This window comes from Caulobacter sp. CCG-8 (assembly GCF_037402475.1).
In the GTDB taxonomy this organism is placed as follows: Bacteria; Pseudomonadota; Alphaproteobacteria; order Caulobacterales; family Caulobacteraceae; genus Caulobacter.
Map to the genome: position 1 here is coordinate 59,181 of NZ_JBBEUD010000019.1, position 12,954 is coordinate 72,134.

Consider the following 12,954-nt stretch of genomic DNA (forward strand, 5'->3'; position numbering starts at 1 on the left):
GGCGATCGTGGCAGGGCGTCCGGCGGCGGGCTCAAACAGGGGTAGTGGGGTGTTCCTCTCGACGTTCGAGAAGCAGCTGGACAGCAAGCGGCGCATCGTCGTGCCGCAGGACTTCCGCGCTGCGCTCTCGGGCCCCTTCGACGGGATCTTCTGCTTCCCCTCCATCGAGGCCGACTGCCTGGAAGCTGGCGGAAAAAGCCTGTTCGACCGTTACCAGGGCGTGATCGACGAGCTGCCGTTCGGCGATCCCCTGCGCTCGGCCCTGGAGACCAGCGTGCTGGGCGGCGTGGCGCGGCTGTCGTTCGACACCGCCGGCCGCATCACCCTGCCCGACACCCTGTGCGAGATGTTCGGCCTGACCGACTGGGTGGCGGTGGTCGGCCTGGGCGAGCGGTTCCAGATCTGGTCGCGCGAGGCCTTCCAGGCCCACCGCTCGGCCCAGCGCGAACTGGCCCGCGAAGGCCTGGCGGCGATGCGCGCCCAACAGCGCACGGCCCGGATCGGGGGCGCGGCGTGAGCGATCTCGAAACCCCCTCCGTTTTTGGCCAAGTCGCCGACGGCGCTCCTCACCTTTCGGTGCTGCTCGGCGAGGTCGTCGCCGCTCTGGCCTCGGGCCCGGGCGACACGGTCGTGGACGGCACGTTCGGGGCCGGCGGCTACACCCGCGCGATCCTCGCCACGGGCGCTTCGGTCGTCGCCTTCGACCGCGATCCCAGCGTCGCTCGCTTCGCGGCTGAATTTTCCGCGACGGCCGATACTCCCGCGACTGAAAGTCGCTTTCGGCTGATTCAGGATCGTTTCTCGCAAATCACCGAGTATTTCGAGGATGCGTCGGTCGACGGCGTCACCCTGGATCTCGGCGTTTCCTCCATGCAGCTCGACGAGGCTGAGCGCGGCTTTTCGTTCATGCGCGACGGTCCCCTGGACATGCGCATGGGCGCGGACGGTCCGACGGCCGCCGACCTGGTCAACGAACTGGACCAGGTCGAGCTGGCCCGCATCCTCTATGTCTACGGCGAGGAGCACGCCTCGCGCCGCATCGCCAGCTTCATCGTCAAGCGCCGGGCCGAGCAGCCGTTCACCCGCACCCTGGACCTGGCCGCCGTGATCGAGCGCGCCCTGGGCGGCCGCAAGGGCGCCAAGGTCCATCCCGCCACCCGCTCGTTCCAGGGGCTGCGCATCGCGGTCAACGCCGAGCTGGAGGAGCTGGAGGCCGGGCTGCTGGCCGCCGAGCGCGTGCTGAAGCCGGGCGGCCGCCTGGCGGTGGTCACCTTCCATTCGCTGGAAGACCGCATCGTGAAGAACTTCCTGGCCGAGCGCGCCGGCAAGACGCCGGGCGGGTCGCGCCACGCGCCGCCGGTCGAGAAGGGCGCTCCGGCCAGCTTCCAGCTGACCTCGTCCAAGGCGATCGCGCCGGGCGAGGCGGAACTGGCGGTCAATCCGCGCGCCCGTTCGTCCAAGCTGCGCGCCGCCGTGCGCACGACGGCTCCGGTCTGGAGCGCCGCATGAGCCTGTCGAGCATCTTCGACCGCCGCGTGCGGGGTTTCCGGGTGGTCGAACTCGTTTGTTTGACGGTCCTGCTGGTCCTGGTGCTGGGCGTCTACATGGCCAAGACCTTCGCCGGCCGCGAGCGCGCCCAGATCGCCGAGGTCGAGCAGCAGATCGACGACGAGAAGATCCGTGTCCGCCTGCTCAAGGCCGAGGTCGCCTATCTGGAGCAGCCGCGTCGTATCGAGATGCTGGCCCAGCAGCTGGGTCTGACCCCGATCAGCCCCGAGCACGAGACCACCGAGGACGCCCTGATCGACGTGGCGCGCCACGCGCCGGTCGCCCACGCCCCGGCCTCGCCGACGGCGGCCGCGAACGACGCCGCCGCCGCCGCCGAGGCGCCTGAGGCGACGCCGGACGACTATCCGTCGCCGGAACAGGCCGCCGGCCAGACCTCCGGGGAGGCGCCGCGATGAGCCTGGCCAATCTCGCCCCCGGCGGCGCGCCGCGCGCCTGGCGCTGGCTGATCGAACGGGTCTGGCGGCTGGAGCACGCCTTCGAGCGCTCGCGCGCCGCTGCGCGTCCCGAAGACGACACCCGCATCCGCATCTTCTTCGTCATGGCCATCTTCGGCCTGGCCTTCACCGTGCTGGCCCTGGGCGCGACCTGGGCGGCGGTGTTCTCCAAGGTGGGCGGCAACGGCTACCTGGCCTCGACCGACGGCGCTCGGGGCGACCTGGTCGACCGCAACGGCCAGCTGCTGGCCGTCGACCTGACCCACTACGCCCTCTACATCAATCCCAAGGACGTCTGGGACGCCAAGGCCACCCGCCAGGCGCTGCGCAAGGCCCTGCCGCAGGTGCCGGTCGAGCGCCTGGACAAGGCCGTGTTCTCGGATCGTCGCGGCTTCGTGGTCGGTGGCATGACCCCGGCCGAGAAGGACGCGATCTTCGACCTGGGCCTGCCCGGCGTCGAGTTCGAGGAGCAGGCCGCCCGGGTCTATCCGCTGGGCTCCAGCGCCGCCCACTTCATCGGCTTCGTCGACAAGGGCGGCAAGGGCCTGTCCGGCGCCGAGAAGGCCCTGGACAAGGACGTGCGCGAGGCCGCCGCCAAGGGGCCGGACGGCGCGATCCCGTTGTCGATCGACCTGCGCGTCCAGGCGGCGCTCGAGGATGAGGTCCGCAAGGCCGCGATCGAGTTCCAGGCCAAGGACGCCGTCGGCATCGTCACCAACGTCCATACCGGGGAGATCCTCGGCATGACCAGCTTCCCGGACTACGACCCCAACCAGCTGAACCAGGCGTCCAGCGAGCAGATGACCAACCACGCCGCGGCGACGGTCTACGAGATGGGCTCGACCTTCAAGGCGTTCACCGTGGCCATCGGCCTGGACACCGGCGCGGCCACCCCGGCCTCGACCTTCGACGCCCGCGAGCCGTTCAAGCTGGGCTACCGGACGATCCACGACTTCCACGCCGCCAAGAAGATCCTGACCCTGGTCGAGGTGTTCCAGCACTCGTCCAACATCGGCACCGCCATCCTGGCCGAGCGGATCGGCGGCGAGCGCCTGTCCCGCTACTTCACGGCCCTGGGCCTGACCAAGCCGGCCAAGATCGAGCTCTTGGAGTCGGCCCGTCCGCTGACCCCGAAGAAGTGGGATGACGACGCGGTGGCCTCCACCTCGTTCGGCCACGGCATCAACGTCTCGCCGCTGGCCCTGGCCCAGGCCATGGGCGCGCTGCTGAACGGCGGCACGCTGCAGCCCCTGACCATCCACAAGATGGCCCAGGGCGTGCGGCCGGAAGGCCCGCGCGCGGTGTCGGAAGAGACCTCCCAGCAGATGCTGCGGATCATGCGCGCCAACGTCACCGGCGGCAGCGGCAAGTCGGCCAACATCCCGGGGCTGTCGGTGGGCGGCAAGACCGGCACCGGCGAGAAGTACGATCCGGCCATTCGGGGCTATAACCACCAACGCCAGGTCTCGTCGTTCGCGGCCGTCTTCCCGACGGAAGGCCCGATCGAGGCCGATCGCTACTTCGTGCTGGTGCTGCTGGACGAACCCAAGGGCAACGCTAAAACGCACGGCTTCTCGACCGGCGGCTGGGTGTCGGCGCCGGCCGCGGGCCGCGTGATCGACCGCATCGCGCCGTTCCTGGGCGTCAAGCGCCAGAGCGACATCTTCACCGTGGCCCAGCAGCCGCAAGCCGCTTCGGAGGCGGGACTTTGAGCAAGACCCTTTCGCAGATCCTGAACCGGCCGTGCGAGGTCGATCCCGTGATCACCGGGGTCACCGCCGACAGCCGCAAGGTGCGTGAAGGGTTCCTGTTCGCGGCCCTGCCGGGCAGCAAGGTGGACGGCCGCGACTTCGTTCCCGGCGCGATCGCCTCGGGCGCCGCCGCCGTGCTGGCGCCGGACGACGTGACGGGCCTGTCGGTCCCCGTGGTCCACGCCGGCGACCTGCGCCGCGCCTACGCCCTGGCCGCCAGCCAGTTCTGGGCCGTGCAGCCGGAGACCTGCGTGGCGGTGACGGGCACCAACGGCAAGACCTCGGTCGCCGGCTTCGCCCGCCAGATCTACGCCCGCCTGGGCCGCAAGGCCGCCAGCATGGGCACCCTGGGCGTCGTGGTCAGCGAGGCCGGCAAGCCCGACCTGCAACTGACCCCGCCGGGCCTGACCACGCCGGACGCCGCCGACGTCGCCGAGATGATGGCCAAGCTTGCGCAGATGGGCGTCACCCACCTGGCGGTCGAGGCCTCGTCGCATGGCATCGACCAGCGCCGCCTGGACGGCGTGCGCCTGGCCGCCGCCGGCTTCACCAACTTCACCCAGGACCACCTGGACTATCACGGCACCATGGGCTGCTACCGCGCGGCCAAGCTGCGGCTGTTCGAGACCCTGCTGCCGCGCGGCCGCACCGCCGTGCTGAACGCCGACAGCGACGCCTTCCCGGCCTTCGCCTCGGCCGCCGTCACCTCGGGCCAGACCATCCTGTCGGTCGGCCATGACGGGCAGGGGCTGAAGCTGGTCGAGCGCACGCCGGTGCCGCAGGGCCAGCGCCTGAAGATCGCGGCGGGCGAGCGGGTGTTCGACATCCTGCTGCCCCTGGCCGGCGACTTCCAGGCCTCGAACGTGCTGGTCGCGGCGGGTCTGGTCCTGGCCACGGGCGAGGACCTGGACGCCACCATCGCGGCCCTGGAGCACCTGGAAGGCGCGGCCGGCCGGCTGCAGCGCGTCGGGACCGGCGCGCGCGGCGGCGAGGCCTATGTCGACTACGCCCACACGCCGGACGGCCTGGAGACGGTGCTGGCGGCCCTGCGCCCCCATACGCGCGGCAAGCTGATCGTGGTGTTCGGGGCCGGCGGCGACCGCGACCGCGGCAAGCGCCCGCTGATGGGCGAGATCGCCGCCCGCCTGGCCGACGTGGCCATCGTCACCGACGACAACCCCCGCTCCGAGGAACCCGCCTCGATCCGCGCCGCCATCCTGGCCGCCGCGCCGGGCGCCAAGGAATACGGCGATCGCCGCGAGGCCATCCGGGCCGGCGCGGCCCTGCTGGCCGACGGCGACGTGCTGGTGGTGGCCGGCAAGGGCCACGAGCAGGGCCAGCTGGTGGCCGGCGTGAACCATCCGTTCGACGACGTGACCGAGACCGCCCAGGCGCTGGAGCCGGCTCATGTCTAGCGTGCTCTGGACCGCCGACGAGATCGCCGCCGCCACCGGCGGCCAGGTGCTGGGCGAGTTCGAGGCCACCGGCGTGTCGATCGACAGCCGCAGCATCGAGCCCGGCGACCTGTTCGTGGCCCTGACCGGCGCGCGGGACGGGCACGAGTTCGTCGTTCAGACCGCCGACAAGGGCGCGGCCGGGGCGCTGATCTCCAAGCCGGTCGCGGTTCCGGCCGTGCTGGTCGAGGACACCTTCCGGGGCCTGGAGCGCCTGGGCGTCGCCGCCCGTGAGCGTGCGCCCCAGGTCCGCCGCGGGGCGGTGACCGGCTCGGTCGGCAAGACCAGCGTCACCCGCGCCGTCGAGGCGGGCCTCCGCCGGGCGGGCAAGGCCCACGCCTCGGTCAAGTCGTACAACAACCACATCGGCGTGCCCCTGACGCTGGCGCGGATGCCGCGCGACACCCAGCGGGCGGTGTTCGAGGTCGGCATGAACCACGCCGACGAGATCGTGCCGCTGTCGAACTTCATCCGGCCCCACGCCGTGGCCATCACCACCGTCGGTCCGGTCCACCTGGAGAACTTCGCCGACGGCGAGGAGGGCGTCGCCCGGGCCAAGGCCGAGATCTTCGCCGGGCTGGAGCCCAACGGCGTGGCGGTGCTGAACGCCGACAATCCCTGGTTCGCGCTGCTGAAGGCCGAGGCCGAGAAGGCCGGCGCCCAGGTCTGGAGCTTCGGCACCGGCGAGGGCGTCACCGCCCAGCTGACCGTGTTCGCCGCCGGCGTGCACGGGGCCCAGATCACCGCCATCGTGCGCGGCGAGACCATCCACTTCCCGATCCTGCAGACCGGCGTGCACTGGGGCCTCAACAGCCTGTGCGTCCTGCTGATGCTGGAGGCCCTGGACGTCGACCGCGACACCGCCCTGGCGGCCCTGGCCGAATTCGAGCCGATCGAGGGGCGCGGCGCCGAGCGCACCGTCCACGTGCCCGGCGGGACCTTCACCCTGGTGGACGAGAGCTACAACGCAAACCCGGTCTCGATGCAGGCGGCCCTGGCCACGCTGGGCGCGCGCAAGGTCGCCGGCCGGCGCATCGTCGTGCTGACCGACATGCTGGAGCTGGGCCCGCAGGCCGCCCGCTTCCACGGCGACCTGGCCACGCCGATCGCCGCCGCCGACATCGACCTGGTGTTCTGCGCCGGTCCGTTAATGAAATCTTTATGGGAAGCGCTTCCGCCGACTCGGCGGGGCGGCTACGCCGAGAACGCTGCGGAGCTCGCGCCTCAGGTCGCCTCGGCGATGCGGGCGGGGGACGTGGTGATGGTGAAGGGATCGAATGGGTCCAAAGCGGGGGTCGTAGCCTCCGCCTTGGGCGCGCTCGACCTCCAAGGACAGGGCTGATGCTGTTTTTCCTCTACGATTGGCTCTCGCGCGGCGGGCATGAGCACATCCCGGTGCTCAACCTGCTGAAATACCTGACCTTCCGCACCGGCATGTCGATGCTGGTGGGCTATCTCGTGGCCGTGGCCATGGGCTCGCGCTTCATCCGCTGGATGAAGGCCAAGCAGGGCAAGGGCCAGCCGATCCGCACCGACGGCATCGCCCGCCACGTCACCGAGAAGGCCGGCACGCCCACCATGGGCGGCTTCATGATCCTGGCGGGCCTGTTCGTCGGCTCGCTGCTGTTCGCCGACCTGCGCAACGTCCACGTCTGGGTGGTGCTGGGCATCACCGCCGCCTTCGGCGTGCTGGGCTTCATGGACGACTACGCCAAGGTCACCAAGCAGACGACCGCCGGCCTCTCCAGCGGCCAGAAGCTGATCGCCCAGTTCGTGGTCTCGATCCTGGCGGCCGTGGCGCTGATCCTGTTCGCGCCCAAGTCGCAGATGACCCCGGGGCTGGAGACCTCGCTGGTCTTCCCGATCCTGAAGAACCTGGTGATCAATCTGGGATGGTTCTACGTGGCCTTCGCCGCGGTCACGATCGCCGGCTTCTCCAACGCCGTGAACCTGACCGACGGCCTGGACGGCCTGGCCATCGTGCCGGTGATGTTCGCCGCCTCGACCTTCGGCCTGATCGCCTACCTGGTGGGCAACTACAAGTTCGCCGACTATCTGAACCTGCACTTCGTGCCCAGCGTCGGCGAGCTGGCCGTGGTGTGCGGCGCGATCATCGGCGGGGGCATGGGCTTCCTCTGGTACAACGCCCCGCCGGCCAAGATCTTCATGGGCGACACCGGTTCCCTGGCCCTGGGCGGGGCCCTGGGCGCGATCGCGGTCTGCGCCAAGCACGAGCTGGTGCTGGGCATCGTCGGCGGCCTGTTCGTGGCCGAGGCGCTGTCGGTGATGATCCAGGTCGCCTACTTCAAGCGGACCGGCAAGCGCGTCTTCCTGATGGCGCCGATCCATCACCATTTCGAGAAGCTCGGCTGGGCCGAGAGCACCGTCGTGGTCCGGTTCTGGATCGTGTCGATGATGCTCAGCTTCGTCGGCCTCGCCACCCTGAAGCTGAGATAGGAGAGGGCGCGCCATGATCCCGGTCCGCGGTTTCGAGGGCAAGACCGTCGCCGTGTTCGGCCTAGGCCGGACGGGGCTGACGGCCGCGCGCGCGCTGATCGCCGGCGGGGCCAAGGTGGCGCTGTGGGACGAGAAGCAGGCCAGCCGCGAGGCCGCCGTGGCCGAGGGCCTCAGCGTCGTCGACCTGAACACGGCCGACTGGAGCCAGTTCGCCGCCCTGATGCTGTCGCCGGGCGTGCCCCTGACCCATCCCAAGCCGCACTGGACGGTGACCAAGGCCAAGGCCGCCGGGGTCGAGGTGCTGGGCGACATCGAGCTGTTCGCCCGCACGGTGAACGCCGCGCCCGATCACAAGAAGCCCAAGATCGTCGCCATCACCGGCACCAACGGCAAGTCGACCACCACGGCCCTGATCGGCCACGTCTGCCGCCAGGCCGGCCGCGACACGCGGGTGGGCGGCAATATCGGCGAGGGCGTGCTGGGCTTGGAGGATATGCACGGCGGAGCCGTGTATGTGCTTGAACTGTCGTCCTACCAGCTGGACCTGACCTCCAGCCTCAAGCCCGACGCCGTCGTGCTGCTGAACATCTCGCCCGACCACCTGGACCGTCACGGCGGCATGGACGGCTACATCGCCGCCAAGCGCCGGATCTTCCTGAACCAGGGCAAGGGCGACACCGCGATCATCGGGGTGGACGATCCCTGGTGCCAGCAGATCTGCACCGAGATCACCGCCGCCAACCGCCGCACCATCTGGCCGATCAGCGCCGGCAAGGCCATGGGCCGGGGCGTCTACGCCCTGCAGGGGGTGCTGTACGACGCCACCGGCGAGCGGGTGACCGAGATGGTCGACCTGCTGCGGGCCCGCAGCCTGCCGGGCCGCCACAACTGGCAGAACGCCGCGGCCGCCTACGCCGCCGCCCGCGCCCTGGGCATCTCGCCCCAGCAGGCGGTCGACGGCCTGATGAGCTTCCTGGGGCTGGCCCACCGGATGGAGACGGTCGGCAAGATCGGCAAGGTCCGCTTCGTCAACGACAGCAAGGCCACCAACGCCGACGCCGCCCGCCAGGCGATGTCCAGCTATCCCAAGTTCTACTGGATCGCCGGCGGCGTGCCCAAGGCGGGCGGCATCGACGATCTGGTCGACCTGTTCCCGCGCGTGGCCGGCGCCTACCTTATCGGCCAGGCGGCCGAGGACTTCGGCAAGACGCTGGAAGGCAAGGCCCCGGTGCGCCAGTGCGGCGACATCGAGACCGCCGTCGCCGCCGCCTACGCCGACGCCGCGGCGAGCGGGGAGGAGGCCATCGTCCTGCTGTCGCCCGCCTGCGCCTCGTTCGACCAGTTCGCCGACTTCGAGCAGCGGGGCGACGCCTTCCGCGCGGCGGTCAACGGCCTGGGCAGGGCGCCGGCTTCGGCGAAGAGGGCCTAAGGCGCGCCATCGCCTTCGGGTGAAAGGTTCGGCATGCATCCCTACTGGTTCACCTTCGAGCCGATCGATCACCCCACGCCCCTGAACCTGGGCGCGGGTGTCACAGCGCGCGACGACGGCGACGCCCGGCGTCTGATTGGAGAGGCCTTTGGCGGACTGGCCGTCGCGGATATGGCGGTCCTGAAGAACCTCGATGGGCTGGACCAGGGCCATGTGATCCCGAACATGGGCGACATCCTGGTTCGTGGGATCTGGTTTCCGCTCGGCCACGAAAACACCGGTTCGGACTGATCAGAGCCCTTTCGCCACACCTCTTCCAACCTCCACAACAACACTCGCTTAACCCTAAACTCCGACCCTCCGGCCATGACGTTCCAGACCACCCACGCCTTCGCCCGCACCGACCGTTCGCGGCTCGGCGTCTGGTGGTGGACGACCGATCGCTGGCTGCTGGGCGCCACCGCGATCCTGGTCACCGTGGGCGTGCTGCTGTCGTTCGCCTCGAGCCCGGCGGCGGCCGCCCGGATCGGCATCGACGACCAGTTCCACTTCGCCGTCCGCCAGTGCGTGTTCGGCCTGGGCGCCGCCCTGATCGTGCTGTCGGTGTCGATGCTGAGCCCCAGGGGCATCCGGCGTTCGGCCTTCTTCATCTATCTGGTGGCCATCGGGGTCATGGCGGCCCTGCCGTTCATCGGCCACAGCGCCAAGGGCGCGGCCCGCTGGCTGCTGATCGGCGGCTTCACCTTCCAGCCCTCGGAATTCATGAAGCCGGCCCTGATCGTGCTGGTGTCGTGGATGTTCGCCGAGGGCCAGAAGGGCGAGGGGGTGCCGGGCGTCTCGATCGCCTTCGCCCTCTATTTCATCGCCGTGGCCTTGCTGCTGATCCAGCCGGACGTCGGCCAGACCGTGCTGATCACCATCGCCTTCGGGGCCGCCTTCTGGATGGCCGGGGTGCCGATCTCGTGGATCATGGGCCTGGGCGCGGTCGCCGTCGGCGGGCTGATGTCGACCTATTTCCTGTTCGACCACGTCCACGCCCGGGTGCAGAAGTTCCTCAGCCCTGACCAGGCCGACACCCACCAGATCACCCGCGCCGCCGAGGCCATCCACGCCGGCGGCCTGTTTGGGCGCGGGCCGGGCGAGGGCGTGATGAAGCGCCACGTGCCCGACCTGCACACCGATTTCATCTATTCGGTCGCGGCCGAGGAATACGGCCTGGTGTTCTCCCTGGCCCTGATCACCCTGTTCGCCTTCATCGTGGTGCGCGGGCTGTACCGGGCGATGAAGCTGTCGGACACCTTCGAGCAGGTGGCCGCCTCGGGCCTGTTCGTGCTGGTGGGCCAGCAGGCCTTCATCAACGTGGCCGTGAACCTGAACATGATCCCCACCAAGGGCATGACCTTGCCCTTCATCAGCTACGGCGGCTCGTCGATGCTGGCCATGGGTCTGACCCTGGGCATGGCCCTGGCGTTGACGCGCAAGCGTCCGGGGGCCTATGGCGGGGCGGGAGAGTTCGATCAGGCTGGGGCCCTGGGCTGAGTCTCTCGGGAGACCCGTCTTGTCGCTGCCTGTCTTGTTTGAGGCCGTCTCGCCCATGATCCGCTCGCGTATTGGAGCCTTCGTCTGATGAGCAAGCTGGCTGTCGTCGCCGCCGGGGGCACCGGCGGACACCTGTTCCCCGCCCAGGCCCTGGCCGAGACCCTGGCCGTGCGCGGCTGGCGCATCGTGCTGGCCACCGACGAGCGCGGCGCGCTGTACGCCGACAAGTTCCCCGCCGAGGAGCGCCTGGCGCTGTCGGCCGCCACCGCCAAGTCCGGCGACCCGATCGGCATGGCCAAGGCCGGCTTGGTGGTCTGGCAGGGCATGAACCAGGCCAAGGCCGCCTTCAAGCGCCTGGACCCGGCCGTGGTCGTGGGCTTCGGCGGCTATCCCGCCCTGCCGGCCCTGCTGGGCGCCCTGGGCCAGAAGCGGCCCACGGTGATCCACGAGCAGAACGCGGTGCTGGGCCGGGTGAACCGCTTCCTGGCCCCCAAGGTCAACGCGGTGGCCTGCGCCTTCCCGACCCTGGAGATGGCCAAGCCCGCCGTGAAGGCCCGCGCCCAGGTGGTGGGCAATCCCGTGCGCCCGCCGATCCGCGCGCTCTACGACGTGCCCTATCTGCCGCCCGAGGTGCAGCTGCGCATCCTGGTCACCGGCGGCAGCCAGGGCGCGCGCCTGCTGTCCGAGCTGATCCCCGAGGCCGTGGCCAAGCTGCCCGAGGACCTGCGCTCGCGCCTGAAGGTCTTCCAGCAGGCCCGCGCCGAGAGCATGGAAGGCGCCCGCAAGACCTATCGCAACGCCATGGTCGACTGCGAGGTCGCGCCGTTCTTCCGAGACATGGCCGGCTATCTGCGCCAGGCCCACCTGGTGATCGGCCGCTCGGGCGCCTCGACCTGCACCGAACTGGCCGTGGCCGGCCGGCCGTCGATCCTGGTGCCGCTGAAGATCGCCGCCGACGACCACCAGCGCTTCAACGCCAAGCAGCTGGAGGAGGCCGGCGCGGCCGCCGTCTGCCTGGAGGACGAGCTGACCGTCGACGCCATGGCCGGCGCCCTGAACGCCCTGCTCAAGGACCCCGAGCGCCTGGGCCGCATGGCCGCGGGCGCGCGCAAGGTGGCCGTGCCGGACGCGGCCGAGAAGCTGGCCGACCTGGTGGAGCAGACCGCCCGCTAGGCCCTATCGGTGCTCCGCGCCCAGCTGGCGCAGGAAGCTGCGATAGTCGGTGCGCACGAACTCCTCGATCAGCCGGCCGCGATCGTCGAACCGGAAGATGTTGATCAGGTCCCACGTGACGCGCGCCCCGTTGGGTGGCAGCGGACCGGCGGGCGACATCGTGAATTCGCGCACGAACGTGCCCTCGATCCAGGTCTGGCAGGCCGCGAGGTCTCCCTCGACGACGATGATCCCGCGCCGGATCGTCCGGTCGTCGAACGCCGCGCGGATCGCGGCGAAATAGGCGTTGAGGCCCTCGTAGTCGCACTCGAAGCCGTCCGGTCCGTGGAAGCGGAACGCCTCGGTGTCGAAATAGCCGGCGATCTCGTCCGGCGGCGCGCCGGCGACCTCGGCCTCGCCGGCCTTGACCAGACGCTCCACCAGCTCGTCGCGTGAGAGTTTCGTCGCCATGGCGGGCCGCTCCGGGTCGATGCCGCCTTAAGCGCGCCAGCCGCCGCCGAGTTGCGCGGGCCTCACCCCTTCGCGCGCGTGAACTCCATCCGCCAGTTGGTCTCCCAGGTCTTGCCGCCGTCGGTGGAGAAGGCCTGGTCCCACTTGGCCGTGTCGCCGGTCAGCTCCGACCAGCGGAAGCGCACCGTGACGGGCGTTCCCTTGTGGGTGTCGCTGCCGATGAACACCCCGGTCCCGTCCTTGAAGCCGCCGCGCACCGGCGGGTCGATGTTGGCGATGCGGGAGTCGATCCACCAGATCGACCACTGGCGGGTCTCGGCGTCGAACGCCCGGACGCCGACGCCGCGATAGGTCCCGGCCGGCAGCTCCAGCAGGTTGTCGTCGACATTGCCCAGCCCGCCCATCAGGGGCCAGTTCTCGCAGGTCCCGTTGAAGTCCTGCCATTCGGTGCTGCCGACCAGCCGCTCCTTCAGCCGGTGGTGGCGGACGTTCCAGCGCCCCACCAGGAAGGCCCAATCGTCCGGGCCGCCGGTGATCCCCCGGCTGGGGTCGTCGCCCGCGGGGCGGGCTTCGGCCCCGCCCGCGACCAGCAAGCTGGTGATCAGGCCTCCGGCGATCGTGGCGCGGCGGGTCTGGGACGGGGAGCTGGCTGTCATGACGACCTCTTGGGCGGTGAAGGTGCGTCATCGAGGATAGCG

General features: G+C 70.4%; 13 protein-coding genes. 11 read left to right on the forward strand and 2 right to left on the reverse strand.

Features of this window, described 5'->3' with window-relative positions; translation table 11 throughout:
* The first annotated feature begins 49 nt into the window (after nt 1-49).
* The 11 genes from WAE60_RS18045 to murG all read left to right on the forward strand — a co-directional run bounded on the left by WAE60_RS18045 (nt 50) and on the right by murG (nt 11,806).
* A complete protein-coding gene (locus WAE60_RS18045; protein WP_029907314.1) occupies nt 50-517 on the forward strand; it encodes a cell division protein MraZ in 468 nt (155 codons plus the stop codon).
* On the forward strand, nt 514-1,509 hold the full coding sequence (gene rsmH, locus WAE60_RS18050; protein ID WP_051695066.1) for a 16S rRNA (cytosine(1402)-N(4))-methyltransferase RsmH: 996 nt from the start codon (nt 514-516) through the stop codon (nt 1,507-1,509). The genes WAE60_RS18045 and rsmH overlap by 4 nt, the downstream gene beginning before the upstream one ends.
* A complete protein-coding gene (locus WAE60_RS18055; RefSeq protein ID WP_029907312.1) occupies nt 1,506-1,964 on the forward strand; it encodes a cell division protein in 459 nt (152 codons plus the stop codon). The genes rsmH and WAE60_RS18055 overlap by 4 nt, the downstream gene beginning before the upstream one ends.
* A complete protein-coding gene (locus tag WAE60_RS18060; protein ID WP_337687755.1) occupies nt 1,961-3,715 on the forward strand; it encodes a penicillin-binding protein 2 in 1,755 nt (584 codons plus the stop codon). The genes WAE60_RS18055 and WAE60_RS18060 overlap by 4 nt, the downstream gene beginning before the upstream one ends.
* Complete coding sequence (locus WAE60_RS18065) at nt 3,712-5,169, forward strand: UDP-N-acetylmuramoyl-L-alanyl-D-glutamate--2,6-diaminopimelate ligase (RefSeq protein ID WP_337687756.1); 1,458 nt, start codon at nt 3,712-3,714, stop codon at nt 5,167-5,169. Before WAE60_RS18060 ends, WAE60_RS18065 begins: the two co-directional genes overlap by 4 nt.
* On the forward strand, nt 5,162-6,550 hold the full coding sequence (gene murF / locus WAE60_RS18070) for a UDP-N-acetylmuramoyl-tripeptide--D-alanyl-D-alanine ligase (RefSeq protein WP_029907309.1): 1,389 nt from the start codon (nt 5,162-5,164) through the stop codon (nt 6,548-6,550). The genes WAE60_RS18065 and murF overlap by 8 nt, the downstream gene beginning before the upstream one ends.
* Nucleotides 6,550-7,665: a phospho-N-acetylmuramoyl-pentapeptide-transferase gene (gene mraY / locus WAE60_RS18075; RefSeq protein ID WP_337687757.1), complete on the forward strand. Its 1,116-nt coding sequence runs from the start codon at nt 6,550-6,552 to the stop codon at nt 7,663-7,665. Before murF ends, mraY begins: the two co-directional genes overlap by 1 nt.
* Before the next feature lie 13 nt (nt 7,666-7,678).
* The gene (murD, locus tag WAE60_RS18080; protein ID WP_337687758.1) at nt 7,679-9,094 is read left to right on the forward strand and encodes a UDP-N-acetylmuramoyl-L-alanine--D-glutamate ligase; all 1,416 of its coding nucleotides are present in this window, start codon (nt 7,679-7,681) and stop codon (nt 9,092-9,094) included.
* A 33-nt stretch (nt 9,095-9,127) separates the two neighbouring features.
* The gene (locus WAE60_RS18085; RefSeq protein WP_337687759.1) at nt 9,128-9,385 is read left to right on the forward strand and encodes a hypothetical protein; all 258 of its coding nucleotides are present in this window, start codon (nt 9,128-9,130) and stop codon (nt 9,383-9,385) included.
* A 75-nt stretch (nt 9,386-9,460) separates the two neighbouring features.
* The gene (gene ftsW, locus WAE60_RS18090) at nt 9,461-10,633 is read left to right on the forward strand and encodes a putative lipid II flippase FtsW (protein WP_337687760.1); all 1,173 of its coding nucleotides are present in this window, start codon (nt 9,461-9,463) and stop codon (nt 10,631-10,633) included.
* An 87-nt stretch (nt 10,634-10,720) separates the two neighbouring features.
* Complete coding sequence (gene murG / locus WAE60_RS18095) at nt 10,721-11,806, forward strand: undecaprenyldiphospho-muramoylpentapeptide beta-N-acetylglucosaminyltransferase (protein ID WP_337687761.1); 1,086 nt, start codon at nt 10,721-10,723, stop codon at nt 11,804-11,806.
* Nucleotides 11,807-11,809: 3 nt separating this feature from the next.
* Here the strand turns inward: murG and WAE60_RS18100 are convergent, their stop codons facing one another.
* Nucleotides 11,810-12,256 carry a nuclear transport factor 2 family protein gene (locus WAE60_RS18100; protein ID WP_337687762.1) on the reverse strand — a complete coding sequence of 149 codons (447 nt, stop codon included), beginning with the start codon at nt 12,254-12,256 and terminating at the stop codon, nt 11,810-11,812.
* Nucleotides 12,257-12,318: 62 nt separating this feature from the next.
* Entirely contained in the window at nt 12,319-12,912 is a 594-nt protein-coding gene (locus WAE60_RS18105; RefSeq protein ID WP_337687763.1) for a DUF1579 domain-containing protein, read from the reverse strand.
* Nucleotides 12,913-12,954 lie beyond the last annotated feature (42 nt).

Excerpts from the sequence above, each read along its gene's own strand:
- ftsW (WP_337687760.1), top strand. The coding sequence starts at position 9,461 with ATGACGTTCCAGACCACCCACGCCTTCGCCCGCACCGACCGTTCGCGG.
- WAE60_RS18085 (WP_337687759.1), top strand. The coding sequence starts at position 9,128 with ATGCATCCCTACTGGTTCACCTTCGAGCCGATCGATCACCCCACGCCC.
- murG (WP_337687761.1), top strand. The coding sequence starts at position 10,721 with ATGAGCAAGCTGGCTGTCGTCGCCGCCGGGGGCACCGGCGGACACCTG.
- WAE60_RS18055 (WP_029907312.1), top strand. The coding sequence starts at position 1,506 with ATGAGCCTGTCGAGCATCTTCGACCGCCGCGTGCGGGGTTTCCGGGTG.
- mraY (WP_337687757.1), top strand. The coding sequence starts at position 6,550 with ATGCTGTTTTTCCTCTACGATTGGCTCTCGCGCGGCGGGCATGAGCAC.
- WAE60_RS18100 (WP_337687762.1), bottom strand. The coding sequence starts at position 12,256 with ATGGCGACGAAACTCTCACGCGACGAGCTGGTGGAGCGTCTGGTCAAG.
- murF (WP_029907309.1), top strand. The coding sequence starts at position 5,162 with ATGTCTAGCGTGCTCTGGACCGCCGACGAGATCGCCGCCGCCACCGGC.
- murD (WP_337687758.1), top strand. The coding sequence starts at position 7,679 with ATGATCCCGGTCCGCGGTTTCGAGGGCAAGACCGTCGCCGTGTTCGGC.
- WAE60_RS18105 (WP_337687763.1), bottom strand. The coding sequence starts at position 12,912 with ATGACAGCCAGCTCCCCGTCCCAGACCCGCCGCGCCACGATCGCCGGA.
- WAE60_RS18060 (WP_337687755.1), top strand. The coding sequence starts at position 1,961 with ATGAGCCTGGCCAATCTCGCCCCCGGCGGCGCGCCGCGCGCCTGGCGC.